Source organism: Pseudomonas sp. R25(2017), from assembly GCF_002112565.1.
GTDB lineage: Bacteria > Pseudomonadota > Gammaproteobacteria > Pseudomonadales > Pseudomonadaceae > Aquipseudomonas > Aquipseudomonas ekonensis.
On sequence record NZ_NEHZ01000002.1, the window covers coordinates 95,320 to 121,365 of the forward strand.

The following is a 26,046-nucleotide window of genomic DNA, read 5'->3' on the forward strand; positions in this document are numbered from 1 at the left end:
GGCGATGGCGTCGGCTCAAGCACCTTCAACCTGTGCCAATGCCTGCCGCAACCTGCCGGCACTCTCCCGCCGGCAATTGAGCTGCACCCGCTCAAGCCCCAGCCAACCCGCCAGCGCCTTCAGGTTCAGCGCCAAGGCCTGCATCCCCGCCTCATCCAGACCGCTTTCCTCTTCGTGCACCGCATGCACCGCCAACTGCCCCTGCGCCCGCTCCGCCCGCAGGTCCACACGCGCCGCGATCCGCTCATCGTGCAGGAACGGCAACACGTAGTAGCCATAGACCCGCTTGTGCGGCGGCGTGTAGATCTCCAGCCGATAGCGGAAACCGAACAGGCGCTCGGTGCGGCTGCGTTCCCAGATCAACGAATCGAACGGCGACAGCAGCGCGGCGGCGGCGACCTTGCGCGGGATCCTGGGCTCGGGTAGGCAATAGGCGGTTTGCCGCCAGCCCTCGACTGCGCAGGTGAGCAGTTGTCCGGCCTCGACCAGTTCCGCCAGGCGCGGTCGGGCGTCCCCCGGATTCAGACGGAAGTAATCGCGCAAGTCCTTCTCCGTCGCGACCCCCAGCGCCTGGGCGGCGTGCAGCAGCAAGCCCCGTTGCGCCTCGGCTTCATCGGGCAGCGGCTGCTGCAGCACCGACCCCGGAATCACCCGCTCCGGCAAGTCATACAGGCGCTCGAAGCCACGCCGGCCGGCGACGGTGACTTCACCCGCCGCGAACAGCCACTCCAGCGCGTGCTTTTCGGCGCTCCAGTCCCACCAAGGGCCGGCCTTTTCCTGGCGGGTCGACAGGCTGCCCGCCCCCAGGGCGCCCTGCTCTTGAACCGAGGCCAACACCCGTCGGATCGTGTCCTGCTGTTCACGCCCGAAGCGCGCCAACTGCTGATAGATGTCCTCGCCGCGCCGGGCCCGCTGCATGCGCCAGCCCATCAACGGGTACATCGACAGCGGCAGCAACGAGGCTTCATGCCCCCAGTATTCGAACAGCGTACGGCGACGCCCCGAACTCCAGGCGGCCTGGTCGAGCAAATCGGCGGAATAGGAACCCAGGCGGGAAAACAGCGGCAAGTAGTGCGAACGCACCACCGCGTTGACGGAATCGATCTGCAGCAGGCCCAGCCGTTCGATCAGCCGGTTGAGGTGCTGCGCCTTGACGGCCGGCGGCTGGCGCCCGTGGAATCCTTGGGCGGCCAGCGCCAGGCGCCGGGCCTGTTTGAGGGAAAAGGACAGTGTCGCGGGCATGAACGTCTCCTTGTCTGCTCGCAACCTACCTCACCTGAAAGTGGTTTGTGTAGCGTCCCCCGAGTCACCGTCATCATTTGTGCATCGGGTCGTCCCAGAACGGCCGCACCGCTTCATGCTCGACATCGGCACGGCTGACGCCGATGTCCTTCAGCGCTTCGTCGCTCAGGCCGGCGAGCAGCTCGCGCTCGCGGTGCAGCTCGTACCAGCGGCTGAACTTGTGCAGCAGATCGGAAACGAGATGGCCGGACACTTTTTCGTCAGTTACATATTCGCTTTGACCTTTCATCGTGTTGCCCTCCTTTAGGGATGGCTTCAGTCTCGCCCCGGGTCTACGATCAATCCAACGAATGTTTCTGATGGCATGCATCTCGGAGATTGATGAATGTCCGCCTACCCCAGTATCGATACCGATGTCCTGCGCACCTTCGTCGCGATTGCCGATCAGGGTGGCTTCACCCGCGCCGGCGAAATGGTCAACCGCACCCAGTCGGCGGTAAGCATGCAGATGAAGCGCCTGGAGGAAGACGTGCTGCAGCGCCAGCTGTTCGAGCGCGACGGCCGCCAAGTGCGCCTGACCGCCGAGGGCCAGGTGCTGCTGGGCTACGCCCGGCGCATCCTCAAGCTGCACAGCGAAGTGTTCAACACCCTGCGCGAGCCGCACATGGTCGGCACCGTGCGCATCGGCACTCCGGATGACTACGTGATGCGTTTCCTGCCGGGGATCCTGTCGCGCTTCGCCCAGTTCTATCCGCTGATCCAGATCGAGGTGCACTGCGAATCGACCAAGCAGTTGCTGCAGCGCACCGACCTCGACCTGTCGATCGTCACCCGCGAGCCGGGCAGCGAGATCGGCCAGTTGCTGCGCAAGGAACGCTTCGTCTGGGCCGAAGCGCAGAACTTCAGCGCCCACGAACAGACACCCCTGCCGCTGGCGATGTTCAACAGCGACTGTTTCTGCCGCCTCTGGGCCTGCAACGCGCTGGACGCCATGGGCCGCGAATACCGCATCGCCTACAACAGCACCAGCCTGTCGGCGCTGATGGCGGTGGTGAGCGCGGGGCTGGCCATCACCGCGCAGTTGGAAAGCCTGATCACCCCGGACATGCGCATCCTCGGCGCCGACGAAGACCTGCCGCTGCTGCCGGAGGCCAGCATCATGCTGATCCGCAACCTCAACAACCCGTCGCCGATCACCGAGTGCCTGGCCGAGCATATCGTCGAAGGCTTCAAACTTTAAGGGCGAGCATCACCGCGCTCAGTACCAGGAAACCGCAGAACAGCCCGCGCAGCAGCTTTTCCGGCATCGCGTGGGCGATGCGCACGCCCCAGCTGATGCTCAACAACCCGCCCGCCGCCAGCGGCAGGCCGATCATCCAGTCCACTTCCCGGTGCACCGCGTAGGTCACCAGCGTGACCCCGGTGCTGGGCAGCGCCAACGCCAGCGACAGGCCCTGGGCGACCACCTGGGTGGTGCCGAACAGGCTGGTCAGCACCGGCGTCGCCACCACCGCCCCGCCCACGCCGAACAGGCCGCCCATGGTGCCGGAGGCCGCGCCGAGCACGCCCAGCCATGGCCATGAATAACGCATCTCAGATGTCGTCGCCGCCTTGCCGCCGAACATACGCAGCACGTTGTAGGCCGACAGCGCCACCAGGAACGCCACAAAACCGATGCGCATGGTCTGCGCGTCGATCCGCACCGCCCAGACCGATCCGATCCAGGCAAAGCAGAATCCCATCACCGCCAGCGGCAGCGCGTGATGCAGTTCGATGCGGTTGCGCTGGTGATAGCGCCACAGCGCCAGCATCACGTTGGGCACCACCATCACCAGGGCCGTGCCTTGGGCCAATTGCTGATCGAGCCCGAACCAGGCGCCGAGCAAAGGAATGGCGATCAGGCCGCCACCGATCCCGAACACGCCGCCCAGTGTGCCGAGGGCGGCGCCAAACAGCAGGTACAGCAGAAACTCGATCACAGCAGTACTCCTCTTACGTCATGGGGGTCATCCTACGCAGTCGGTGCTGGCTCGGAAACGCACAGCAACGCACAATGGCTGTGCCAAATTCGCAAAGGCAACGACCTTTCATGAACCCCAATCAATTGACCGAACAGCTCGGCCTGTTCCTCGACGTGCTGGAAAGCGGCAGCTTTTCGGCAGCGTCCCGGCGTCATCCGCTGACACCTTCGGCCGTGGCGCGGCGCATCGACAGCCTGGAATCGGCGGTGGGCAGCCAACTGTTCATCCGTAGCACCCACGCCGTGCGCGCCACGCCGGCCGGGCTGGCGTTCGCCGAGCGGGCGCGGCGGATCGTCGCCGAACTGCGCCTGGCCCGGGCCGAGGCCGTGTCCCTGAGCAGCGCGCCGGAAGGCCTGATCCGGGTCGATGCCTCGGCGGCGTTCGGCCGCCGGCACCTGGCGCCGGTGATCGCCGATTTCCTGGTGCTGTACCCGGGCCTGGACGTTCAGTTGCACCTGATCGACAGTTTCGTCGACATGCACGGCTCGAACCTGGGCAAGGTCGATCTGGTGCTGCGCGCCGGGCAACTGGCCGACACCCGGCTGGTCGCCACGCCTCTGGCGAGCATGATGCGCATCGCCTGCGCCAGCCCCGACTACCTGAAACGCCGGGGCATGCCGGCCGACCCCGCGCAACTGAGCGACCATGACGGCCTGGACTGGGACGGCCTCGCCCCGCCCTTCGCCTGGCGCTTCGAACACGAGGGGAAAATGCAGCTGCACCGGCCGGGCCGGATCCGCATGAGCGCCAACAACGCCGAGGCACTGGTGTGCGGCGCCCTGGCCGGCCTCGGCATCGCCCACCTGCCGACCTGGCTGGCCAGCGAATACCTGCTGCGCGGCGAGCTGCTGCCGCTGTTCTGCGAACACGGTCTGCCCAAACCGGAACCCGCCGTCATCTATGCCTTGCGTCTGGCACAGCAGGCCAGCTCACGCAGCCGCCTGTTGCTGGAGTACCTCAAGACCCGCTTCAGCCCGGTGCCGCCCTGGGATCTGGCGCTGCAACGGGAGCTGGGCCGGCACTGACCGATGCCGCGCCCGGCCAGAATTGTGTGGCGCATTAAAGGTTCGGGCGCTAGATTCATCCGATTACCGATCAAGGCTTTGACATGAACACCGACCGCAACACCGACCTCTGCGAAGACCTGCTGCTGGACAACCAGGCCTGCTTCGCCCTGCATTCCACTTCGCTGATGATGACCAAGGTCTACAAGCCTTTGCTGCAAGCGCTCGGCCTGACCTACCCGCAATACCTGGCGATGATGGTGCTGTGGGAAAAGGACGGCTTGACCGTCGGGGAAATCAGCGCACGCCTGCTGACCGATCCGGGCTCGCTGACCCCGCTGCTCAAGCGCCTGGAAGGCGAAGGCCTGCTCAGCCGCACCCGCAGCCGGGAAGACGAACGGGTGGTGATCGTCGAACTGACCGAGCAGGGCCGCGCCCTCCACGAGCAGGCCCGCACCATTCCGCAGTGCATCCTCGGCGCCAGCGGCTTTTCGCTGGAGCGCCTGCAGCACCTGCAGGCCGAACTGCAGGCGCTGCGCAGCCACCTGCAAGACAGCCTGAGCTGAATCCCCCCTTCCCCCTGTAGGAGCGAGCCTGCTCGCGATAGCGGTCGGACATTCAGCCTTTGCGTGACTGAACCACCGCCATCGCGAGCAGGCTCGCTCCTACAAGGCTGCGTTTCGCCCGTCTGCGCAAAATTTTTCTGCCTCCTGCTTTTCTATAAAAAACCTTTCATATCAAAAGCTTCCGACCCATCAGCGGGGTCGTTCCGTTGGTTGAGCCGGCCTTTTCGAAAAATTTATATTGCGCGCTAAATATTTGAGCGATACATTCACCTCGCACTTACTTAACGCGCAAACAATTAGCGCGGAAAACACACCTCAAGAGGCTCACACCATGCAAACTCTCTACACCGCAATCGCAACCTCCACCGGCGGCCGTGACGGTCGTGCGATCTCCAGCGACAACATCCTCGACGTCAAGCTGGCCACCCCGAAAGAACTCGGCGGTGCCGGCGGCGCGGCCACCAACCCTGAGCAACTGTTCGCCGCCGGCTACTCGGCGTGCTTCATCGGCGCCCTGAAATTCGTCGCCGGCCAGACCAAACGCAAGATCCCGGACAACGCCTCGATCACAGCCCATGTCGGCATCGGCCAGATCCCAGGCGGGTTCGGTCTGGACATCGACCTGCACATCAGCCTGCCGGGCCTGGAACAGGCCGACGCGCAAAGCCTGGTCGACGCGGCCCACCAGGTCTGCCCGTACTCCAACGCCACCCGCGGCAACGTCGACGTACGCCTGCACGTCACCGTGTAACCCTCGACACCCAAGGCCCGAACACAGGAAATGAACATGAACGCTTTGAGCAAAGTCTTGACCGGCACCCTTCTCGCCCTGTCCGTCCACAGCGCGTTCGCCGGTGATGTCGAACACAACACCCAGGCGTTCCTCGATGCGCTGAACGCCGGCAACGGCAAGCCGATGGAACAGATGACGCCGAAAGAGGCCCGCGCCGTGCTGGTGGGCGCCCAGGCCGGCGTCAAGCTGACGCTGCCGGCGGCCGATGTCAGCCAGAAGACCATCCAGGTCGACGGCCAGCCGCTGAGCCTGACCATCGTCCGCCCGGCCGGGGTCAAGGGTGAGCTGCCGGTGTTCATGTTCTTCCACGGCGGCGGCTGGGTATTGGGGGACTTCCCGACCCACGAACGCCTGGTGCGCGACCTGGTGGCCGGTTCGGGTGCGGCGGCGGTGTTCGTCAACTACACCCCTTCGCCGGAAGCGCATTACCCGGTGGCGATCAACCAGGCCTACGCCGCCACGAAATGGGTGGCCGAGCACGGGAAAGAGATCAACGTCGACGGCAAGCGCCTGGCCGTGGCCGGCAACAGCGTCGGCGGCAACATGGCGGCCGTGGTCGCGCTGATGGCCAAGGACAAGGGCACTCCGGCCATCCGCTTCCAGGCGCTGCTGTGGCCGGTGACCGACGCCAACTTCGACACCGGTTCCTACAACCAGTACGCCGAGGGGCACTTCCTCACCCGCAACATGATGAAGTGGTTCTGGGACAACTACACCACCGACGCCAAGCAGCGCAACGAGATCTACGCCTCGCCGCTGCGGGCCACTACCGCGCAACTCAAAGGCCTGCCGCCTGCGTTGGTGCAGACCGCCAGCGCCGACGTGCTGCGTGACGAAGGCGAGGCCTACGCCCGCAAACTGGACGAGGCCGGTGTGCCGGTGACGGCCGTGCGCTACAACGGTCTGATCCACGACTACGGTTTGCTCAACGTGGTCAGCCAGGTGCCGGCGGTGCGTTCGGCGATGCTTCAGGCTTCGCAGGAACTCAAGCAACACTTGAAGTGAAGCTGTAGGAACAGTCCCGCTCCCGCAGGGCACAAAAAAACCCGACTCGATGGTCGGGTTTTTTTGTGCGACACGACAGCAGAATTACTTCTTGCTGCGACCCTTGAAGGAGTTGTCGCGGGTGTCGATATCGATCCACTCGTCGATTTCGATGAAGTCAGCAACCTGGATCTCGGTGCCGTTCTTCAGTTTGGCAGGCTTCATCACCTTGCCCGAGGTGTCGCCGCGAGCGGCGTTCTCGGTGTAGACGACCTGACGGCTGATGGTGGTCGGCAGTTCTACCGATACCAGACGGCCTTCGAAGAACACGGCTTCGCAGACGTCTTCCATGCCTTCTTCGATGTACGGCAGCACGCTTTCGATGTCTTCGGCGTTCAGCTCGTACATGGTGTAGTCGGTGGTGTCCATGAACGTGTAGGAGTCACCGCTGATGAAGGACAGGGTGGCTTCTTTGCGGTCCAGGATCACGTCGTCCAGTTTGTCGTCCGCACCGTAAACGGTTTCGGTCTTGTAACCGGTCAGCAGGTTCTTCAGCTTGGTCTTCATGATCGCGCTGTTACGGCCCGACTTGGTGAATTCAGTTTTCTGAACCAGCCAAGGATCGTTGTCGATACGGAGCACGGTACCGGGTTTGAGTTCTTTACCAGTTTTCATTGCGAATATCCGAATTTGGATGGGATGTACAAAAATCTAGGCCGCGTATCATAGCCAATTTCGGTAAAACTGTACCAGCGCCGTGGCAAGATCGGCCTGCAAGGCCTGTTCCAGAGACCAGGATTGGGCGTGCCGCTGCAGTTCCGTCCAGTGTTTGCGGGCCGCGAGCCAGTGCTGTCCGATGGGGAGTCCGGCGCTCCATGCCCGCCATAGACCGCTTGTCGCCTCGGCCGCAGCCGACGAAAGGCCTTGGGTGTAGAGCGCCAGGAACGCGTCGAGCTTGTCCAGGTGGATGTCTTCTTCCTGCTGGTAAATGTGCCACAGCATCGGCCGCCCCGCCCACTGCGCCCGGACGAACGAGTCCTCCCCGCGCACCGCATTGAAATCGCAGCACCAGAGCAAGCGGTCGTATTGGTCCTGACGCACGAACGGGATGACCTGCACGGTCAGCGACCCACGCACCTGCAAGGCGCCCGCCGTCAGCGCGTCCACCCCGAGCCAGCGGGCGACGTCGCCCAGGATCCGGCCCTCCGGCACCAGCAAGTGGGTCGGCCGGGCATCGGCGGCCAGCACATCGAGCCAACTGGCCAGGCCGGCGTTCTCATAGGCGAACAGTGAAATGAGCTCTGAGCCGGGCGCCGGATCAATCCCCAGTTCCTGCAGGAATGTTCGCTGGGCTGCGGGATCTTGCTGAAACGCCTCACGCCGTTCGATCAGCCCCTGCTCACGCAACAGCCCACCGGTGCCTGGCTGGAACCCCGGAAAGAAAAAGAACTTCTGCACCGACCGGTACTTCACCGACGGCAGTCCGTGGCACCCGACCACCCAGTCTTCGGCGCTGAGGTAGTCGAGGTTCATCCACAGCGGCGGTTGTTCCCGTTCGGCCATGGCATCCATGTACGGGCCAGGCAACTGACAGGCGAACGCGGCGATGACCACATCGGCCGCCTCCGCCCCGACCCACGCCTGCGGCCAGTGCAGCACCTCGACCCCCTGCTGCCGCTGCTGCGCGAGGCTTGGGTCGATTTCCGGGCAGAGACGCTCGAACGCCCGCAGGTCATCGACCCACAGGCGCACCGCCACGCCGTGCTCGGCCACCAGTTGCCGGGCCAGGCGCCAGGTCACGCCGATGTCGCCGTAGTTGTCGACCACGGTGCAAAAGATGTCCCAGCGGGTGTTCGTTGCCGCCATCAGAAGCTCCCGTTGGCAAAAGCGCCGATTGTCCGCGCAAACGCGCCCTCGGAGAAGAGCCGACGCCGACGAATCTTCGTGCGACAATCGGTGCTCGCCCGCTCTCGTCCGCCAGGAGGCTGTCATGCCCTACCGTCCCGCCCCGCGTCGCCCTTTGCCCGTTCAGCTTAGTGCGCTGCAATTGACCGGCAGCATCGCCCTCGGCCTGTGGCTGGGTTTTCTTGCCATCGCCCTGACCTGGTGGCTCGCCTCCCGGCTCTTCAGCCATCAGCTGGCCCCGGTGACCGAGGCGGTTCAGCAAATGGGCAAGCCGCCGGCCGTCGCCCAGCCGCAGCCGCAACCGGAGCCGCAGAACCGGATGTTCGAGCAGTACGAAGAGAACCTGCGCAAGAACGAACAGCAAGTGCGCCTGGATCAGGCCCGCAACAGCACCCGCAACCTGTCCAATCCCAAATGCCAGTTCTGGCTGCAGCAGGATCAGACGGCCCCGAGCGAAAAGAGCCGCGCCAACGTGCTGCAGTTCTGCGATTGACCATGAACAAACACACCGTCCACCAACTGATCCTCGACAAGCTGCGCAGCGACCTCGACATCGCCGAGCGCGCGGCGCAAACCGCTTACGAGGCCGCGACCCACGAAGAGAACATCGCCGAGAACAAGTACGACACCCTTGGGCTGGAGGCGTCGTACCTGGCCGCCGGGCAGGCCAGGCGCGTCGAGGAAATCCGCCAGTCGCTGGCGCTGTGCCAGAACCTGATCCTGCGCGCCTACGACGACAGCCGGGGCATCGAGGTGGGTGCGCTGCTCGGCCTTGAGGACGAACGCGGGCGCGAGCAATGGCTGTTCCTGGCGCCGGATGCGGCAGGCCTGAAGGTCGATGTGGTGGGTCAGCCAGTCACCGTCATCAGCCCGCGCTCGCCGCTGGGCAAAGGTCTGCTGGGCAGGTTCGAAGGCGATGAGGTGGAGGTGCTGGTGGCGGGCACCCGGCAACAGTTCGCTGTCACCGAGGTGCTCTAGAAGGGAGACGCTTACTTAATGGACGGGCAGTTCGACGCCGTCGAACAGCTCTTCCAGTTCCTGCTTGTTGTGGCACTGGATGGCCTTGGCCATCACTTCGCGGGTCAGGTGCGGCGCGAATTTTTCGATGAAGTCGCACATGAAGCCGCGCAGGAAGGTGCCGCGGCGGAAACCGATCTTGGTCACGCTGGACTCGAACAGTTCGCTGGCGTCGAGCACCACCAGGTCTTTGTCGAGCGTGGTGTCGACGGCCATTTTCGCCACGATGCCCACGCCCAAACCCAGGCGCACGTAGGTCTTGATCACGTCGGCGTCGGCGGCGGTGAACACCACTTTCGGCGTCAGGCCGCGGTGGCTGAAGGCTTCGTCGAGCTTGGAGCGGCCGGTGAAACCGAACACGTAGGTCACGATCGGGTATTCGGCCAGCGCCTCGAGGGTCAGCTTCGGCAGCTTGGTCAGCGGGTGGCCCTGGGGCACGACCACGCAACGGTTCCAGCGGTAGCACGGCATCATCACCAGATCGCCGAACAGCTCCAGCGCTTCGGTGGCGATGGCGAAGTCCACGGTGCCGTCGGCGGCCATTTCGGCGATCTGCATCGGCGAACCCTGGTGCATGTGCAGCGCCACGTCCGGGTATTGCTTGATGAAATTGCTGATCACCGGCGGCAGCGCATAACGGGCCTGGGTGTGGGTGGTGGCGATCGACAGGGTGCCTTTCTTCTCGTTGGAGAATTCCTGGGCGATCTGCTTGATGCTCTCGACCTTGCGCAGGATCTCGCCGGCGGTGGTGATGATGCGTTCGCCGGCCGGGGTGACGCGGGTCAGGTGCTTGCCGCTGCGGGCGAACACTTCGACGCCGAGTTCGTCTTCCAGCAGTCGGATCTGTTTACTGATGCCCGGTTGCGAGGTGTAGAGGCTTTGGGCGGTAGCGGAAACGTTGAGGTCGTGGTGCGCCACTTCCCAGATGTAGCGCAATTGTTGAAGCTTCATATGAATCCCTCAAAGCAGGTAGACGCCACGGGCATCAGCGACGATATATAACTATATGAATGGTTTGAAGAATAAATCTAGAACTATTTCATCAAAACGCCATTATTCCGCTTCAGCGATCCTCCCGACGCCGACGCTCCACCAGCGGCACCAGATAAACCGGCACCTTGGACAATTGCAGCACCCGGGCCGCCGTGCGCCCCAACGGCGTTTCCGCCCCCACCCCGTGGCTGTGACTTCCTACGATCAGCAAATCGACCGAGAGTTTCTGCACCTGTTCGAGAATCACCTGGGACGGATCCCCTTGCAGCACCCGCACGGCCCGGATCCGCTGCAGGTCTTGCTCCCCTTCGTCCCCAAGCTCTTCGCGGAAACTGTCGAGCACCCGCTGCTCGATGTTGGCGATGACCGTCTTCAGCCCCTGGCTGTGGAATTCGTTCAGCGCCTGCTCGTCGAGATAGCTCTGCAGCACCGATTCGGCGAACAGCCCCATGGGTTCCACCGCGTGCACCACATACAGGTCGGCGTCGAACGTCCGCGCCAGCGCCAAGGCGTGCTGCATCACTAACGGTGCGTACAGACCGAGGTCAGTGGCATACAGCATCGCACGAATCATGTGACCTCCCAGCGTGCCGACATGGCGGAGATTTGATTCAGCTTAGCAGTGCCTTGGCGACAGCGGCGGGCGGTGCAACGTCTTGTGCCACGCGGGCTTCAGAGCGAAGGTTCGTTGCTCACGCCATGGGGCACGTGACCGGTGGCGACCACTTCCCGCGCCAGTTCGCAGTGCCCGGCCTGGTCGTCGAAGAACACGTCGGCGGCAAACGCTTCGAGGAACGCCGCCTTGGTCAGACCGCCGAGGAACAGCGACTCGTCCAGGCGGATGTCCCACTCGCGCAGGGTGCGGATCACCCGCTCGTGGGCCGGCGCCGAACGGGCCGTCACCAGCGCGGTGCGGATCGGGCAATCGTCCTCCGGGAACTCACGCTGCAGCACGTTGAGCGCCGCCAGAAACCCCTTGAACGGCCCTCCGCGCAGCGGCTCGCGCGCCGACTCGCGCTCCTTGGCCTGAAACGCCTCCAGCCCGCCGGACTGATAGATGCGCTCCGACTCGTCGGAAAACAGCACCGCGTCACCGTCGAAGGCGATGCGCAGTTCGTCGCTGGCCGCACGGCCGGCGCCGCCGGACAGGATGGTCGCCGCGGCGAACCCTGCGTCCAGCGCAGCCCGCACGTCCTCGGCGTGGGTGGAGAGAAACAGGTCGCAGCCGAACGCCTTCAGGTACGGATAAGGGCTGCGCCCGCCGACGAACGCGGCCCGGGAAATCGCCAGGCCGTAATGGCCGATCGAGTTGAACACCCGAAGGCCGGTGTCGGCGCTGTTGCGCGACACCAGGATCACCTCGACCCGCGCCCGCCCGAGACGGGCGTTGAGGCTCAGCAGCTTTTCGACCAGCGGGAAGGCATCGCCCGGCGCGAGGATCTCGTCCTCATGCTCGATCTGGTATTGCCGGTAGGCTTCGACGCCGCTCGACTCATAGACCTTGTGGCTTTCGCTCAGGTCGAACAGGGCGCGGGACGAAATCGCCAGCACCAGTTTGTCATCGATGTTCTTTGCCATGCCTTCCCTCGCCGTGCATGAAAAACGCTCTCACCTGTTGCGTCGGTCGATGAACCCCAAGGTTCGGTGCAACGCCTCGATCCGCGGCAGCTCGCACCCCGCCGCCTTGGCCGCCGCCAATGGCCGGGCGTAGATCGCCTCCAGTTCCAGCGGCCGCTTGTGCAGGAAATCATGATGCATGCTCGGCCAATAGTCCGGCATTTTCTCGGTCATCATGAACAGATAGTCGGCGTAGCCCGGCGGCATGTCATGGCCGCAGGCCTTGGCGCCCTGCACCACTTCGGCCATCAGCGCCTGGATCAGCACGCGGCTGTCGGCGTCGGCCATCAATGGGGTGGTGCTCGCCCCCAGCAGCACGGACAGACCGTTGTAGGGAATGTTCCAGACCAGCTTCTGCCAGCGTGCCTGCTGCAGGTCGGGCATCGCCTGGGAGTCGATGCCGGCGGCGCGGAACAGCCCGGCGCCCTCCTCGACGATCGCCATCCGCGCCGCGCCGTCCGGCGCCGGGCCGCTGTGGTAGCCGACGTTCACCGCCCCCAGCGCCTGATGGGTGATCTGCCCCGGCCCCTCGCGGTGGACGCAGATCAGGCACAGGCCGCCGAGCAGGTGCAGCGAATCGGGCAGCAACGCCCGCAGGCTGTCCTCGACGTCCAGGCCGTTCTGCAGCAACAGCACCTTGGCGCCGGGCTTCGCCGCCCGCACGATCGCCGGCGCCAGGTCGGCGGTGCCGGTGGTCTTGGCCCCGACCAGCAGCCAGTCGCACGGCGGCATGTCGTCGGCTTTTGCGTAGGCCTGCACCGGGTCGAGCGTCAGCGCGCCGTGCACCGCACTTTCCACCCGCAAGCCGCGCTCGGCCACGGCGCTGAACTCGCTGCGCAACAGAAAGTGCACATCGAACCCGGCCCTCGCCAGCATCAATCCGTAGAACCCGCCGATCGCGCCGGTACCGATGATCCCCACCGCCGGCCTGTTGTTCACTGTCCCCGTCATGGCAACTCCTCTGCAATTCGCTCCAGCGCCCCGGCCACGGCGGCATTCAGCTCGCCGGCGCTCAGGCGCGTGTGCACAGCACCAAAGAACTCGCCGTCGCGCACCACAAACAGCGCCGGCAAATGAAAGACCTGATAACGCTCGACGAGCCCGCCGTTGTCGCCGGCGTCGATCCAGCACAAGCGATCGACCGCAAGCTTCAGCGTCGGCAGCGTCTGGCGGGCATACCGGCACGAGGCACAGCCCGCGCTGGTGAAGATCACCAGGGAAACGCCGCTCATCGCCAGCAGCCGTTGGTCGGCGTCGAAATCGGTCAGTTGCGATTCGACCACTATACTGGGGGAAACAATGTCAAATGGCCGACACAGGGAGTCTGTGCTCATGGGACGTTTCATTCCTCATCCGGACGATGTGCCCGTTGAACTGACGTTGCTCACACCTGAATGCATTTCGCGGCAACGGCTGAACACTATCAGCCTCGGCGGCATCGCTTGCAATTACCATCGTGCATGGCGCCACGGCACGGCGCTGCAGGTGCGCATGCCGACCCTCAACGCCGACATCTGCTATCCGGGCTACGTCGCCTGGTGCCTGCGGCGCAAGAAGGGCTATCTGGTGGGCATCGCCTTCACGGACGAACAGACGCTGTTCAGCGCGCGGATGGGCGAGCAAGTGTGCCAGATCGAACGCTACTGCCGCCTCAACGAGGCCCACGACGACCTGCAGGACATCCAGGCGCTGGCGCTGCAATGGGTCGCGCAGCACGCCGACGAGTTCTCCCACGACACCGTCCGCAAGGCCTTTGCCCACCCCGTTCTGGATTGAACGGCTTCCGGGGCCCCGTCGCCCCGGCGCGAAAGCCCCCCTGAACAGTTACTTTCCCATTGTCGAGCAGGCGCCTAACGCGCTAAGGTTCCGCTCCCCGACGCGCTCAATTCCGCTGTGCTCCGCCGCGCGGGGATCGCTGGCGGACGGCACCCGTGACCTGACGAGTAAACGATGGCTGATTTACCGATCAACGACCTTAACGTCGCCTCCAACGAGACCCTGATCACTCCCGATCAGCTCAAGCGCGATATCCCCCTGAGCGACGCTGCCCTGCGCACCGTCACCAAGGGTCGCGAAGTCATCCGCAACATCCTGGACGGCACCGACCACCGCCTGTTCGTCGTGATCGGCCCGTGCTCGATCCATGACGTCAAGGCCGCCCACGAATACGCCGAGCGCCTGAAGGTGCTGGCGGCGGAAGTCTCCGACACGCTGTACCTGGTCATGCGCGTGTACTTCGAGAAGCCACGCACCACCGTCGGCTGGAAAGGCCTGATCAACGACCCTTACCTGGACGACTCGTTCAAGATCCAGGACGGCCTGCACATCGGTCGCCAACTGCTGCTGGACCTGGCCGAGAAAGGCCTGCCGACCGCCACCGAAGCCCTCGACCCGATCTCCCCGCAGTACCTGCAGGACCTGATCAGCTGGTCGGCCATCGGCGCGCGCACCACCGAATCCCAGACCCACCGCGAAATGGCTTCCGGCCTGTCCTCGGCCGTCGGCTTCAAGAACGGCACCGACGGCGGCCTGACCGTGGCGATCAACGCCTTGCAGTCGGTCTCCAGCCCGCACCGTTTCCTGGGCATCAACCAGGAAGGCGGCGTGTCGATCGTCACCACCAAGGGCAACGCCTACGGTCACGTGGTGCTGCGCGGCGGCAACGGCAAGCCGAACTACGATTCGGTCAGCGTCGCCCTGTGCGAACAGGCGCTGACCAAGGCGAAGATCAAGCCGAACATCATGGTCGACTGCAGCCACGCCAACTCCAACAAGGATCCGGCGCTGCAACCGCTGGTGATGGAGAACGTCGCCAACCAGATCCTGGAAGGCAACCAGTCGATCATCGGCCTGATGGTCGAAAGCCACCTGAACTGGGGTTGCCAGGCGATCCCGAAAGACCTCGCCGACCTGCAGTACGGCGTGTCGATCACCGACGCCTGCATCGACTGGACCGCCACCGAAAACACCCTGCGCAGCATGCACGCCAAACTCAAGGACGTGCTGCCCAAGCGTCAGCGCACCTGACAGCTTTATCGCGGGCATAAAAAAACGCCGGGCTGAGCCCGGCGTTTTTTTTATGGATGACGTTCAGATCTTGGCGGTGCGCTTCTGATGGCGCTCCATGTAGCGCTCGACGTAGGAGCACGAAGGAATCACCGTGTAGCCCATTTCGTCGGCGTACTGCAGCGCCCGTTCGGTCAGTGCCGCCGCGATGCCTCGGCCACGCAAGGCGTTGGGCACGAAGGTGCGGTAGATGTCCAGGGTCTGTTTCCCCAGATCCATATAGGTCAGGTAGGCACGATGACCGTCCACATTGGTCTCGAACTGATGACCAGCCTGGTCATGGTGGATGGACAACGCCTCGCTCATCACTACTCCTCGCGGGTCTTTGAATATGACCCCTACCTTACCGATGTTTTCCCGGCGAAGGAACATCTACGCCACCCCGTGCCTGATGGACACCGAGAAGAGCCGCACCGATCTCGCGCAACCTGGCACGTGACGAATAGTAGGCACCAATGGGCCAAATGCTCAAGGCACACTCGTCAACATGCACGCCGGCGACGGCGGCTCCGGTGGACGCCGGGCGCGGTGCGGGCGACGCTTGCCCCCGCTCCGCACGCCTGAACATTGCCGGATGTTGAGACGTAAGACGAGCCCCGTCTTTTTAAGTCACCTCTACACGGCCAAAGATAGGCGAAGCACCGCACAAAATCGCAATGAAAGTGTGGACGAATCCATATAGACGGACATTGGCCAACGACGGCAAAACAGCATTGCCTAACGGGAACTTTTTCTCATTGACTCGCTCATCACGGGGCTTACAGCTGGACATTTTTTATACAGGCCAGTTAAAAGTTGCTCGAAAAAGAATCAGCGCCTACAATTTTTTTTGCTTCTTGCACTACGTCAGTTTACTTACTACAAGTAACGGGTAGTATGTACGCCGGCTATTTCCTCAATCGGAGGAGACAGCCACTTAATTGAAAGTCCTTGAAGGGGAACACGATGAACAACGTTCTGAAATTCTCTGCTCTGGCTCTGGCCGCAGTTCTGGCTACCGGTTGCAGCAGCGCATCGAAAGAAACCGAAGCACGTCTGACCGCTACTGAAGACGCAGCTGCTCGCGCCCAAGCTCGTGCAGACGAAGCTTACCGCAAAGCTGATGAAGCTCTGGCTGCTGCTCAAAAAGCACAACAGACTGCTGACGAAGCTAACGAGCGTGCTCTGCGCATGCTGGAAAAAGCTAGCCGCAAGTAATAGTCCTTCGGGATTGTTATCAAGCCGACCCATTTTTGGGTCGGCTTTTTTGTGCCCGCCGCTTTCTGCAGGCAACAAAAAACCCGCCGGCGCGTCACGCGCCGGCGGGTTTCGTCATCAGGCCTACTGCTGAAGGTCGATCGGGGCGCTGGAGACCATCGGCGCCGAGGTGTTCGGCACGGCAATCTCGACTGGCAGGCCGTCTTCGGCCGCCACCACGTCACGCACCACGTCCCAGTTCATGCGCAGGTTGTTGGTGATGTCCTCACGCTTGAGCATCGCGTTGATCACCGCCGTGTGCTTGTCGACCACCGACGGGTTGCCCTTGTCGTCCAGCGGCGTGTGCGCCTCGAGGTAGACCTTGCCGCCGCTGCGGCCGAACTTGTACGGGTCGTTGATGATCCGCACGGACGTGCCGACCGGCACCATGCCGGCCATTTCGAGCACGTTGTTGTTGAACATGCGGAAGCAGCCGTGGCTGGTGCGCATGCCGATGCCGAACTTCTTGTTCGAACCGTGGATCAGGTAGCCCGGTGTGCCGAGGGTGAACTTGAACGGGCCCAACGGGTTGTCGGGGCCTGCCGGCACCACGTTCGGCAGCGGATCGCCGTCGGCGGCGTGTTCGGCCTTGATCGAGGCCGGCGGCGTCCAGGTCGGGTTCGGCGTCTTGGCGGTGATGGTGGTATGGGCGATCGGCGATCCCCAGCCCTCGCGGCCGATGCCCAACGGGAAGGTGTACACCACGTTGCGGCCTTTCGGGTAGTAGTAGAGGCGGTACTCGGCCAGGTTGATGACGATGCCTTCGCGCGGGCCCGGCGGCAGGATGAAGCGGGTCGGCAGGATCACCTCGGTGCCGGCGCCCGGCAGCCAGGCGTCGATGCCCGGGTTGGCCGCGACCATTTCCGAGTAGCCCAGGTCGTAGGTGGTGCCCAGGTCGGCGAAGGTGTCCTCGTACTTGGCCTTGATCACCTGCACCTGGCCGATGATGTCCTCACCGGGCGGTGGCAGGGGAAATTCCAGTGCGGCAACGGGGCCAGCCGCGCACAGGGCGGCAAGAGACAGGCAGCGGGTGACGGCAGGAAGACGCGGCAACATCCGGAGAATCCTTCGCATGATCGACAAGGGTACAAGAGCGCGATTGTACACCGCGCCCGCGGAATACGGGGAGATGCTAGACCTGCGGCGGCCGGCGCGACCATGAAATCGCGTTCACGTGGACTTGCGCAGGTTTCGTCGCCGAGCGGGAGCCAGCGTCCTCGCCGCAGGCGACCTAGAGTTCGAAGCGCAGTTCGGGCCAGATCGGCGAGGTGCCGCGCTTCTGAGACTCCAGGATCGCCCGGCACAGGGAACACAGGCGCTGGTCCTGAAACACCCGGCGATCCACGCTCGACCAGCGCGGCTGCGCCGGCAACAGGCCGCCGCAGAGCGTCCGGTCCACCGAGCCGCCGAGTTCCAGCTGACGGGCCACCAGATGCACCCGCACTTCCTGGCAGGCGAACAGATCCAGCTGTTCGTCAGGCTCGATCAGTTGGTAGGCAAACAGGGACCAGGCAGGGCGCGGCATCGGGGGCTCCAATTAGGGGGGCGCCACATTAGCCGAAAGCCTGCCGCTAGAAAAGCCTCACAACAGCGGTTTCAGCGCCGGCCACACATTTTCCAGCAACCGCCCCTGGGCCCCGGCGGCCGGGTGCAGACCGTCGGCCTGCATCAGGTCAGGATGCCCGCCCACCCCGTCGAGGAAGAACGGCACCAGCGGGATGCTTTTTTCCGCGGCCAGGTTGCCGTACACCTTTGCGAAGGCATCGGTGTAGCGCTTGCCGTAATTGGGCGGCAGTTGCATGCCGAGCAACAGCACCTTCGCACCGCTCCGGCGGGCGCTGTCGATCATCGAAGCAAGATTTTGTTGCAATTGCGCCGGAGGCATTCCGCGCAGGCCGTCGTTGCCCCCGAGCTCAAGGATCACCAGATCCGGCTTGTGCTCCGAAAGCAGCGCCGGCAGGCGCGCCTGGCCACCTGCGCTGGTGTCGCCGCTGATGGAGGCGTTGATCACTTTATCGTCAAAACCCTCGTGCCTGAGGCGCTGCTCAAGCAACGACACCCACCCCGACCGGGTATCCAGCCCGAAAGCGGCGCTGATACTATCGCCGACGATCAGGACGGTGCCCGCCACGGCGTTCTGGGCCATGCACATCACGGCCAGGCCGGCACTCAAAAACCAAACACGCATCGGATTCTCCATGGGCGCAAGCATTCTCACCGCGAAGAACCTTAGCAAAGTGGTTTCCGGGGCGGAAGGCGAACTGACCATCCTGCACCCGCTCAGCCTGGAACTGGCCAAGGGCGACAGCCTGGCCATCGTCGGCGCGTCCGGCTCCGGCAAGTCCACCCTGCTCGGCCTGCTCGCCGGGCTCGACCTGCCCAGCAGCGGCGAAGTCACCCTCGCCGGCCAGGGCCTGAGCAACCTGGACGAAGACCAGCGCGCGCGCATCCGCGCCGAGCACGTGGGGTTCGTCTTTCAGTCGTTCCAACTGCTCGACAGCCTCAACGCCGTGGAGAACGTCATGCTGCCGCTGGAGCTCGACGGCCGCAAGGACGCCCGCAGCCGGGCCACCGAACTGCTGCAGCGGGTCGGCCTCGGCCAGCGCCTGACCCACTCGCCGCGCCAGCTCTCCGGCGGCGAACAACAGCGTGTGGCGATCGCCCGGGCCTTCGCCGCCGAGCCGGATGTGCTGTTCGCCGACGAACCCACCGGTAACCTCGACAGCCACACCGGCCAACGCATCAGCGACCTGCTGTTCGAACTGAACCAGGAGCGCGGCACCACCCTGGTGCTGGTGACCCACGACGAACGCCTGGCCCATCGCTGCCGGCGCCTGATCCGCCTTGAAGCCGGCGAACTGGTCGCCCCCCTGGAGCCTTGATGGCACACCTGCCGCTGCTGCGCCTGTTCAGCCTTGCCCTGCGTCAATTGCTGCGCGATGCCCGCGCAGGCGAACTGCGGGTACTGTTCTTCGCCTTGCTGGTGGCGGTGGCGGCCAGCACCGCCATCGGCTATTTCGGTGCGCGCCTCAACGGCGCGATGATGCTGCGCGCCACCGAGTTCCTCGGCGCGGATCTCGTGCTCGAAGGCAGCTCGCCGGCTCGCCCGGAACAGATCCGCAGCGGCGCCGAACTGCACCTGGACCACGCGCAAGCGGTGGAGTTCTCCAGCGTCATCGCCACCGACAACGGCATTCAACTGTCGAGCATCAAGGCCGTCGACCGCGCCTACCCCCTGCGGGGCGAACTGAAGAGCGCAGCCGCCCCTTTCGCTGCCGAAGAAGCGGGCGGCGAGCCGCAGCCCGGCGAGGCCTGGGTCGAGGCGCGCCTGCTGACGGCACTTGACCTGAAGATCGGCGACAGCATCGATGTCGGCCAAAAGACCCTGAAGCTGACCCGGGTGCTGACCTACGAGCCCGACCGCGCCGGCAATTTCTACAGCCTGACGCCGCGGGTGCTGATCAACCTCGAGGACCTGGCCGCCACCGGCGTGGTGCAGCCCGGCAGCCGGGTGAGCTACCGCGAACTGTGGCGCGGCAAGCCCCAAGCGCTGGAGACTTACCGGCAACTGATCAAACCCGGACTGGCCGCCAACCAGCGCATCCAGGACGCCCGCGACGGCAACCGGCAGATCGGCGGCGCGCTGGGCAAGGCCGAGCGCTACCTGAACATGGCCAGCCTGGTGGCGGTGCTGCTGGCGGGCGTCGCGGTGGCGCTGTCGGCGAACCGCTTCGCCAGCCGCCGCTTCGACGCCAGCGCCCTGCTGCGCTGCCTCGGCCTGTCGCGCCGGGAAACCCTGGTGCTGTTCAGCCTGCAGCTGCTGGTGCTTGGCCTGCTCGCCAGCCTCGGCGGCGCGTTGCTCGGCTGGCTGGCGCAGTTGGGCCTGTTCGCGTTGCTGCACGACCTGCTGCCGGCCGACGTGCCGGCGGGCACCTTGCTGCCGGCCCTGGCCGGGATCGGCACCGGGCTGGTGGCGCTGGCCGGTTTCGCCTTGCCGCCGCTCGCCGCGCTGGGCCGCGTGCCGCCGCTGCGGGTGCTGCGCCGGGACATGCTGCCGATCCCGTCGAGCGCCTGGATGGTCTACGGTGCGGCGCTGGGTGCGCTCGGCCTGATCATGTGGCGCCTGAGCCTGGATCTGCTCCTGACCTTCGCCCTGCTGGGCGGGGGCGTGGTCGCCTCCTTGGTGCTGGGCGGCCTGCTGCTGTCGCTGCTGCAGAGCCTGCGTCGCCTGCTGGCCCGCGCACCGCTGCCGTGGCGCCTGGGGCTGGGCCAGTTGCTGCGCCATCCGCTGGCGGCCGCCGGCCAGGCGCTGGCCTTCGGCCTGATCCTGCTGTCCATGGCGCTGATTGCCTTGCTGCGCGGCGAACTGCTCGACACCTGGCAGAACCAGTTGCCGAAAAACGCACCCAACTACTTCGCCCTGAACATCCTGCCGGCGGACAAGCAAGCCTTCGCCGATCACCTGATCAACGTATCGGCCCAAGCGGCGCCCCTGTATCCGGTGGTGCCGGGGCGGCTGATCAGCATCAACGGCGAACCGGTGCAGCAGATCGTCAGCAAGGACTCGGCCGGCGACCGCGCCGTCCAGCGCGACCTGAGCCTGACCTGGGCCGCCGACCTACCGGCGGGCAACCGGATCACCGCCGGCGCCTGGTGGAGCGGGCAGCCTGCGGACGGCGTCCCGGGTGTCTCGGTGGAAGGCAAGGTCGCCGAAAGCCTGAAGCTCAAGCTCGGCGACCTCATGGCGTTCAGCGTCGGCGGGGTCAACCGCGAGGCCAGGGTCACCAGCCTGCGGGAGATCAACTGGGACAACTTCCAGCCGAACTTCTTCATGATCTTCCAGCCCGGCACCTTGAAGGACCTGCCGGCGACCTACCTGACCAGCTTCTATCTGGCGCCCGGCCACGACCTGCAGATCGTCGAACTGTCGCGGGCCTTCCCGGCGGTGACCATCCTGCAGGTCGAAGCCCTGCTCGAACAGCTGCGCAGCATCCTCGCCCAGGTCACCCTGGCGGTGGAGTATGTGCTGTTGTTTGTGCTGGCCGCCGGGATGGCGGTGCTGTTTTCCGGGTTGCAGGCCACCCTGGACGAGCGCATCCGCCAGGGCGCGCTGCTGCGTGCGCTCGGTGCGCAGCGGCAGGTGCTGGTCAAGGCGCGGCGGATCGAGTTCGGCCTGCTCGGCGCGGTCAGCGGCCTGTTGGCGGCCATCGGTTCGGAGGTGGTGAGCCTGGTGCTGTACCGCTACGCCTTCGACCTGCCGTGGCACCCGCACCCCTGGCTGCTGGTGCTGCCGCTGATCGGCGCGGCGTTGATCGGCGCCGCCGGTGTGTTCGGCACGCGCAGGGCCCTCAACTCAAGCCCGCTGACAGTGCTGCGCGAGGGTTGATAGACTCCAGCCCTCTTCACCACAAGACATCGACATGAGCCGTTACCGCCCTCCCCGCACCGCCGGCACCGCCCTGATCACCCCCGAAGGCGAAGCGCGGATGCGCGCCGAATTCCATGAGCTGTGGCACGTGCGCCGCCCGCAGGTGACGCAGGCGGTGAGCGAAGCGGCAGCCCAGGGCGACCGCTCGGAAAACGCCGAGTACACCTACGGCAAAAAGATGCTGCGCGAAATCGACAGCCGGGTGCGGTTCCTGACAAAGCGCCTGGAGGCGCTGAAGGTCGTCAGCGAAAAGCCCAGCGACCCGAGCAAGGTCTACTTCGGCGCCTGGGTCACCATCGAGGACGAAGACGGCAAGCAGTCGCGCTACCGCATCGTCGGGCCCGATGAACTGGACCTGAAGCTGGGCCTGATCAGCATCGACTCGCCCCTGGCCCGAGCCCTCGTCGGCAAGGCGCTGGACGCGGAAGTGCGGGTGCAGACGCCGACCGGCGAGCAGTTCGTGTACATCGTCGCCATCGAGTATCCCTGAAGGGGGCTCAGCTTCGGGCGATCAGCCCTTGCCGTGCCACGCGGGTCAGGTGCCGGATCATCTCCGGCGCTTCGTCGCGGCCCGGCGCCTGAATCACCGCCAGATCGAAACTGTCGTCGGCAAAACGCGCCAGCGACTCGCCGTCTTCGACAAACTGGATGAGGAACGCGGCAGGGCCGCCGCTGCGGCGTGGCCAGCCATCGAGGTAGCGCAGCAGCGTCGGCTGATGCTTGCCGCCAAGCAGGATCTTTGGATTGCGCTGGGTGATGTGTGCCGTGATCGGCGCGGGACGAGCTGGAGGGCGAAGTGCATTCATGTGTCGTGTCTCTGCCTCAAAAGTCTGCATGGCAGGTGAGAGGCAACACCGAACCAGCGCTTTAGCGGTATTTCGAAGCCGAACCGGCTTCTGACGGCGACTGGATGAGTCACCTGGCGCCCCGCAAGTAGCTGTTTAAATCGGCGCATGAGCGGCATCCTAGAGAACGCGGCTGTCGAGTGTCAAGAATCGGCCGCAACAAAAAAGGCCCGCGCAATGCGGGCCTTTTGCCGTGTTCCAGAGCGGTCAGCCGGCGATGGCGCGATCCACCGACAGTTTTCCGGCCCCTTCGATCAGGACCGCGATGCTGCCGCCGAGCAGAGCCAGGGCGAACTCGTAGCCGTTGTTGGCCATGAACAGGCCGTTGCCGATGTGCACGGTGAAGATCGCCACCAGCGACAGGAAGGTCAGGCCCAGCGCCGCCGGACGCACCAGCAGGCCGATGATCAGGGCCAGGCCGGCGAAGAACTCGGTGCCGCCGGCCAGCGTTGCCATCAGGTAGCCCGGCGTCAGGCCGATGCTTTCCATGTACTGTGCGGTGCCGGCCAGGCCGTAGCCGCCGAACAGGCCGAAGAGTTTCTGTGCGCCGTGGGCGGCGAAGATCACGCCGACGGCGATGCGCAGAACGGTCAGGCCGTAGCCGGCGCGGGTGAACAGTACTTTGTTGATCAGAGAGCTCATGTTTGCGTTCCTTAACTTCTTGGGGAAAGTGTGTGTGGTTGGCCGCTATATTAATCAGAAAAATTTATGTTAAAAGCGCAAAAATTCCGCCATAACAATCAATTTATTAGATCATTTGCGTGAGACGACTTTCTGTCCCCGGGGCTCCAGCGACTCGCGCTCCCGGTCGAACGCCAAGTAGTACTTGTTCACGCTATTAACATAGCTGACGGCCCCCATTCCCACCTGCTCCATGGCGATGCGCTCGACCTGGAAGAACCACTGGTTGGGGTTCAGGCCCCGTCGCCGCGCCTCGGCCCGCATGCCCTGCACGCGCTCGGGGCCGATGTTGTAGGCGGCCAGGGTGAACGCCATGCGCTCGCGCTCGTTGAGCTTGGGGCTGTTGAAGAACTTGCGGCGGATCATCGCCAGGTACTTGGCCCCGGCCTGCACATTCCCATCGAGATTCTGGATATTGCCCACGCCGACCCGCTGCGCGGCCGACGGTGTGATCTGCATCAGACCGGTGGGCCCGCCGCCGCCCCGCGCGCCGGGTTGCAGCGCCGACTCCTTGAACGCCAGCGCCGCCAGGTTCAGCCAGTCCATGTTCTGCGCTTCGGCGTGCTTCTGCAGGGTCGGGCGCAGGCTTTCCAGGCGCTGGCGATCGGCCTTGGCCAAGGGATAGTGGACTTGATAGAGACGGCGGTAGATGCGCAGGAACGCTGCGTCTTCGTTGGCCGGCTTCTTGTAGCCGGTCAGGAATCGGTCGATGCTCGCCCGCAGCATCGACGCGTCGCGGCGCACGAACCAGTATTCCTCACCCGGTTCGCTGATCATCAACTGCTTGTCGAAACGCAGCTTGGGCAGGATCTTGCCCCAGCGCTCGGCGATGGGCTGCTCGACGATGGTCAGGTGGAAGATGCCGCCCTGCACCATTTCCAGCACATCCTCGACCGCCAGGGTCGGGTCGACCCATTCGATCTTGATCGGCGCCAGCTTGTGCAGCGCCAGTTTCTGGTTGAGCCGGTCGACCGCCTCCCCCGCCGCGCTGCCGGTGGGCAGGGCCAGGGTCTTGCCGGCCAGTTGCTCGACCTTGGTGTAGCGCCGCTCGCCCTTGATGCCCACCAGCACCAGCGGCACGTTGCTGGCGATCGGCTCGCTGCTGGCGACCGCGTGGCCGGGCTGCAGGTCCAGCAGTTCCCCCGGCGCCACCAGGTCGCCCTCGCCCCGCTGCAACGCGCCGAGCAATTGATCCTTGGCCTTGGGAATGATCTTGAGGCTGATCTCCTGACCGTCACGGGCGTGGCCGTTGAGGTACTGCTCGAAGGCGCGCAGGCGGTGATACTCGACGCCGATGGCCTGACCCTGCACTTCGCCGGAGCTGTTGCGGCTCTGGTTGACCAGCACCCGCAGCACGCGGCTGCCGCGGATCTCGGCCAGGTCGCGCACCTTGGCGGCCGGCACGGCCTGCAACGGGCCGGGCAGGCGCGCGGCGGCCGTCATCGGCAGCAGCAACGATCCGCACAGCAGGAGCAACACCGAGGGACGAACCATCCACTCTCCGGAAAGAACAGGGCGCCTTCACCCGGAAACGAGCAAAGAACACCGACGAAAACAGAGCGCCTGAAGCGCTGGCAAAGTGCGAAAGACTGGCACAGCGATGGCATTGCTGCCAGCCCAACCTGTCCCGCGGCCTCAACAGACAGCCATAACGTGTTGTAGTTCTTGGCTTTTCTTATAAATCTACGGCTCTGATATGCTTTCCGGCCTTCGGCCCGAGGAAGCACCATGCAACTCATCGACATCGGCGTCAACCTGACCAACCCCAGTTTCGCCGACAAACACCAGGCCGTGCTCGACCGCGCCTACGCCGCCGGCGTCTGCCAACTGGTGCTGACCGGCACCAGCGTCGAGGGCAGCGAACAGGCGCTGGAACTGTGCCGGCAACTGGACGAGAGCGGACAACGGCTGTTCGCCACCGCCGGCATCCACCCGCACTCGGCGAGCGACTGGAACGCCGACAGCGCCAGACGCCTGCAAGCCCTGCTGAAGGAGCCGAGCGTAGTGGCCGTGGGCGAATGCGGGCTGGACTTCAACCGCGACTTTTCCCCGCGCCCGCAGCAGGAAAAGGTGCTCGAAGAGCATCTGGCCCTGGCCGCCGAGCTGCAATTGCCGGTGTTCCTCCACGAGCGGGACGCCAGCCAACGCCTGCTGGACATCCTGCGCGACTTCCGCGACCGCTTGCCCGCCGCCGTGGTGCATTGCTTCACCGGGGAGCAGAAGGCGCTGTTTGGCTACCTCGACCTGGATCTGCACATCGGCATCACCGGCTGGATCTGCGACGAACGCCGCGGCACCCACCTGCACCCGCTGGTGAAGGAGATCAAGCGCGGTCGCCTGATGCTCGAAAGCGATGCGCCGTACCTGTTGCCGCGCAGCCTGCGGCCCAAGCCCAAGAACGGGCGCAACGAACCGGCCTACCTCACCGAAGTGCTGCGCGAAGTCGCCCTGCACCGCGGCGAAACCGAGGCTGACCTGGCGGCCCACACCACCGCCTGCGCCCGGGCGTTCTACGGCCTGCCCACCCTGCCCTGACACCCCTGTAGGCGCCAGCCTGCCCCGGCGATCGCCCTTGACCCTGCCCCGCCGCCATCGCCAGCAGGCGGGTGCCTACAGCGCTCGAACAGCATCAGGCCTTGATGCACATC

31 protein-coding genes are annotated in these 26,046 nt (G+C 64.8%); 14 read left to right on the forward strand and 17 right to left on the reverse strand.

Annotated features, from left to right (window positions below):
• Positions 1-15: 15 nt before the first annotated feature.
• Together CAG31_RS02905 and CAG31_RS02910 are read right to left on the reverse strand one after the other, a co-directional pair.
• Positions 16-1,242: a winged helix-turn-helix domain-containing protein gene (locus CAG31_RS02905; RefSeq protein ID WP_085577973.1), complete on the reverse strand. Its 1,227-nt coding sequence runs from the start codon at positions 1,240-1,242 to the stop codon at positions 16-18.
• A 73-nt stretch (positions 1,243-1,315) separates the two neighbouring features.
• Complete coding sequence (locus tag CAG31_RS02910; RefSeq protein WP_085577974.1) at positions 1,316-1,531, reverse strand: DUF1127 domain-containing protein; 216 nt, start codon at positions 1,529-1,531, stop codon at positions 1,316-1,318.
• A gap of 96 nt (positions 1,532-1,627) precedes the next feature.
• Here CAG31_RS02910 and CAG31_RS02915 point away from each other — a divergent pair, with 96 nt between their 5' ends.
• Entirely contained in the window at positions 1,628-2,482 is an 855-nt protein-coding gene (locus CAG31_RS02915) for a LysR substrate-binding domain-containing protein (protein WP_085577975.1), read from the forward strand.
• Here CAG31_RS02915 and CAG31_RS02920 read toward each other — a convergent pair.
• The gene (locus CAG31_RS02920; protein ID WP_085577976.1) at positions 2,472-3,221 is read right to left on the reverse strand and encodes a sulfite exporter TauE/SafE family protein; all 750 of its coding nucleotides are present in this window, start codon (positions 3,219-3,221) and stop codon (positions 2,472-2,474) included. The two genes, CAG31_RS02915 and CAG31_RS02920, sit on opposite strands and share 11 nt — an antisense overlap.
• 110 nt (positions 3,222-3,331) lie before the next feature.
• Here CAG31_RS02920 and CAG31_RS02925 point away from each other — a divergent pair, with 110 nt between their 5' ends.
• The 4 genes from CAG31_RS02925 (at position 3,332) to CAG31_RS02940 (ending at position 6,631) form a co-directional block, all read left to right on the forward strand.
• A complete protein-coding gene (locus CAG31_RS02925) occupies positions 3,332-4,288 on the forward strand; it encodes a LysR family transcriptional regulator (protein WP_085577977.1) in 957 nt (318 codons plus the stop codon).
• An 83-nt stretch (positions 4,289-4,371) separates the two neighbouring features.
• Positions 4,372-4,833 carry a MarR family winged helix-turn-helix transcriptional regulator gene (locus tag CAG31_RS02930; protein ID WP_085577978.1) on the forward strand — a complete coding sequence of 154 codons (462 nt, stop codon included), beginning with the start codon at positions 4,372-4,374 and terminating at the stop codon, positions 4,831-4,833.
• Positions 4,834-5,164: 331 nt separating this feature from the next.
• Positions 5,165-5,584, forward strand: coding sequence for an organic hydroperoxide resistance protein (locus CAG31_RS02935; RefSeq protein WP_085577979.1), 420 nt, complete (start codon positions 5,165-5,167; stop codon positions 5,582-5,584).
• Positions 5,585-5,620: 36 nt separating this feature from the next.
• On the forward strand, positions 5,621-6,631 hold the full coding sequence (locus CAG31_RS02940) for an alpha/beta hydrolase (RefSeq protein WP_085577980.1): 1,011 nt from the start codon (positions 5,621-5,623) through the stop codon (positions 6,629-6,631).
• An 84-nt stretch (positions 6,632-6,715) separates the two neighbouring features.
• Here the strand turns inward: CAG31_RS02940 and efp are convergent, their stop codons facing one another.
• Both efp and earP read right to left on the reverse strand, forming a co-directional pair.
• Positions 6,716-7,285, reverse strand: coding sequence for an elongation factor P (gene efp, locus CAG31_RS02945; protein ID WP_085577981.1), 570 nt, complete (start codon positions 7,283-7,285; stop codon positions 6,716-6,718).
• Between the two features lie 48 nt (positions 7,286-7,333).
• Positions 7,334-8,476, reverse strand: a complete 1,143-nt coding sequence (earP, locus tag CAG31_RS02950; protein ID WP_085577982.1) for an elongation factor P maturation arginine rhamnosyltransferase EarP — start codon at positions 8,474-8,476, stop codon at positions 7,334-7,336.
• A gap of 124 nt (positions 8,477-8,600) precedes the next feature.
• On the opposite strand from earP, the gene CAG31_RS02955 reads away from it, so the two are divergent.
• Both CAG31_RS02955 and CAG31_RS02960 read left to right on the forward strand, forming a co-directional pair.
• Positions 8,601-9,008, forward strand: a complete 408-nt coding sequence (locus CAG31_RS02955) for a hypothetical protein (RefSeq protein WP_085577983.1) — start codon at positions 8,601-8,603, stop codon at positions 9,006-9,008.
• 2 nt (positions 9,009-9,010) lie between these two features.
• Entirely contained in the window at positions 9,011-9,493 is a 483-nt protein-coding gene (locus CAG31_RS02960) for a GreA/GreB family elongation factor (RefSeq protein WP_085577984.1), read from the forward strand.
• A 15-nt stretch (positions 9,494-9,508) separates the two neighbouring features.
• On the opposite strand, the gene cysB is transcribed toward CAG31_RS02960, so the two are convergent.
• The 5 genes from cysB to CAG31_RS02985 all read right to left on the reverse strand — a co-directional run bounded on the left by cysB (position 9,509) and on the right by CAG31_RS02985 (position 13,476).
• A complete protein-coding gene (cysB, locus tag CAG31_RS02965; protein WP_085577985.1) occupies positions 9,509-10,483 on the reverse strand; it encodes an HTH-type transcriptional regulator CysB in 975 nt (324 codons plus the stop codon).
• 112 nt (positions 10,484-10,595) lie between these two features.
• A complete protein-coding gene (locus tag CAG31_RS02970) occupies positions 10,596-11,099 on the reverse strand; it encodes a universal stress protein (protein ID WP_085577986.1) in 504 nt (167 codons plus the stop codon).
• A 98-nt stretch (positions 11,100-11,197) separates the two neighbouring features.
• Positions 11,198-12,103 (reverse strand): 5'-nucleotidase, encoded by a 906-nt coding sequence (locus CAG31_RS02975; protein WP_085577987.1) that lies wholly within the window; start codon positions 12,101-12,103, stop codon positions 11,198-11,200.
• A gap of 30 nt (positions 12,104-12,133) precedes the next feature.
• Positions 12,134-13,093, reverse strand: coding sequence for a putative 2-dehydropantoate 2-reductase (locus CAG31_RS02980; protein WP_085577988.1), 960 nt, complete (start codon positions 13,091-13,093; stop codon positions 12,134-12,136).
• Positions 13,090-13,476, reverse strand: coding sequence for a co-chaperone YbbN (locus CAG31_RS02985; RefSeq protein WP_085577989.1), 387 nt, complete (start codon positions 13,474-13,476; stop codon positions 13,090-13,092). The genes CAG31_RS02980 and CAG31_RS02985 overlap by 4 nt, the downstream gene beginning before the upstream one ends.
• On the opposite strand from CAG31_RS02985, the gene CAG31_RS02990 reads away from it, so the two are divergent.
• The gene (locus CAG31_RS02990) at positions 13,475-13,918 is read left to right on the forward strand and encodes a PilZ domain-containing protein (protein WP_085577990.1); all 444 of its coding nucleotides are present in this window, start codon (positions 13,475-13,477) and stop codon (positions 13,916-13,918) included. The two genes, CAG31_RS02985 and CAG31_RS02990, sit on opposite strands and share 2 nt — an antisense overlap.
• 174 nt (positions 13,919-14,092) lie before the next feature.
• Positions 14,093-15,169: a 3-deoxy-7-phosphoheptulonate synthase gene (locus CAG31_RS02995; RefSeq protein WP_085577991.1), complete on the forward strand. Its 1,077-nt coding sequence runs from the start codon at positions 14,093-14,095 to the stop codon at positions 15,167-15,169.
• Between the two features lie 63 nt (positions 15,170-15,232).
• On the opposite strand, the gene CAG31_RS03000 is transcribed toward CAG31_RS02995, so the two are convergent.
• A complete protein-coding gene (locus tag CAG31_RS03000) occupies positions 15,233-15,514 on the reverse strand; it encodes a GNAT family N-acetyltransferase (RefSeq protein WP_085577992.1) in 282 nt (93 codons plus the stop codon).
• 639 nt (positions 15,515-16,153) lie between these two features.
• Here CAG31_RS03000 and oprI point away from each other — a divergent pair.
• Entirely contained in the window at positions 16,154-16,405 is a 252-nt protein-coding gene (gene oprI, locus CAG31_RS03005) for an outer membrane lipoprotei OprI (RefSeq protein WP_011335311.1), read from the forward strand.
• Positions 16,406-16,528: 123 nt separating this feature from the next.
• Here the strand turns inward: oprI and CAG31_RS03010 are convergent, their stop codons facing one another.
• The 3 genes from CAG31_RS03010 to CAG31_RS03020 form a co-directional block, all read right to left on the reverse strand.
• Positions 16,529-17,500 carry a L,D-transpeptidase family protein gene (locus CAG31_RS03010; protein ID WP_085577993.1) on the reverse strand — a complete coding sequence of 324 codons (972 nt, stop codon included), beginning with the start codon at positions 17,498-17,500 and terminating at the stop codon, positions 16,529-16,531.
• A 175-nt stretch (positions 17,501-17,675) separates the two neighbouring features.
• Positions 17,676-17,969 (reverse strand): hypothetical protein, encoded by a 294-nt coding sequence (locus tag CAG31_RS03015; protein WP_085577994.1) that lies wholly within the window; start codon positions 17,967-17,969, stop codon positions 17,676-17,678.
• Between the two features lie 57 nt (positions 17,970-18,026).
• Complete coding sequence (locus CAG31_RS03020) at positions 18,027-18,632, reverse strand: arylesterase (protein WP_085577995.1); 606 nt, start codon at positions 18,630-18,632, stop codon at positions 18,027-18,029.
• A 10-nt stretch (positions 18,633-18,642) separates the two neighbouring features.
• Here CAG31_RS03020 and CAG31_RS03025 point away from each other — a divergent pair, with 10 nt between their 5' ends.
• Genes CAG31_RS03025 through greB form a run of 3 tightly spaced genes read left to right on the forward strand, consistent with a single transcriptional unit; the run spans position 18,643 to position 22,362 of the window.
• Complete coding sequence (locus CAG31_RS03025) at positions 18,643-19,326, forward strand: ABC transporter ATP-binding protein (RefSeq protein ID WP_085577996.1); 684 nt, start codon at positions 18,643-18,645, stop codon at positions 19,324-19,326.
• The gene (locus CAG31_RS03030) at positions 19,326-21,830 is read left to right on the forward strand and encodes an ABC transporter permease (protein WP_085577997.1); all 2,505 of its coding nucleotides are present in this window, start codon (positions 19,326-19,328) and stop codon (positions 21,828-21,830) included. The genes CAG31_RS03025 and CAG31_RS03030 overlap by 1 nt, the downstream gene beginning before the upstream one ends.
• Before the next feature lie 34 nt (positions 21,831-21,864).
• Positions 21,865-22,362, forward strand: coding sequence for a transcription elongation factor GreB (gene greB / locus CAG31_RS03035; protein WP_085577998.1), 498 nt, complete (start codon positions 21,865-21,867; stop codon positions 22,360-22,362).
• A 7-nt stretch (positions 22,363-22,369) separates the two neighbouring features.
• Here the strand turns inward: greB and CAG31_RS03040 are convergent, their stop codons facing one another.
• From CAG31_RS03040 to CAG31_RS03050, 3 genes are all read right to left on the reverse strand, one after another.
• Entirely contained in the window at positions 22,370-22,678 is a 309-nt protein-coding gene (locus CAG31_RS03040; protein WP_085577999.1) for a hypothetical protein, read from the reverse strand.
• Positions 22,679-22,924: 246 nt separating this feature from the next.
• On the reverse strand, positions 22,925-23,359 hold the full coding sequence (locus CAG31_RS03045) for a DoxX family protein (RefSeq protein WP_085578000.1): 435 nt from the start codon (positions 23,357-23,359) through the stop codon (positions 22,925-22,927).
• 111 nt (positions 23,360-23,470) lie between these two features.
• Positions 23,471-24,892, reverse strand: coding sequence for a transglycosylase SLT domain-containing protein (locus CAG31_RS03050; protein WP_085578001.1), 1,422 nt, complete (start codon positions 24,890-24,892; stop codon positions 23,471-23,473).
• A 234-nt stretch (positions 24,893-25,126) separates the two neighbouring features.
• Here CAG31_RS03050 and CAG31_RS03055 point away from each other — a divergent pair, with 234 nt between their 5' ends.
• Positions 25,127-25,933 (forward strand): TatD family hydrolase, encoded by an 807-nt coding sequence (locus tag CAG31_RS03055; RefSeq protein ID WP_085578002.1) that lies wholly within the window; start codon positions 25,127-25,129, stop codon positions 25,931-25,933.
• Positions 25,934-26,046: the final 113 nt, after the last annotated feature.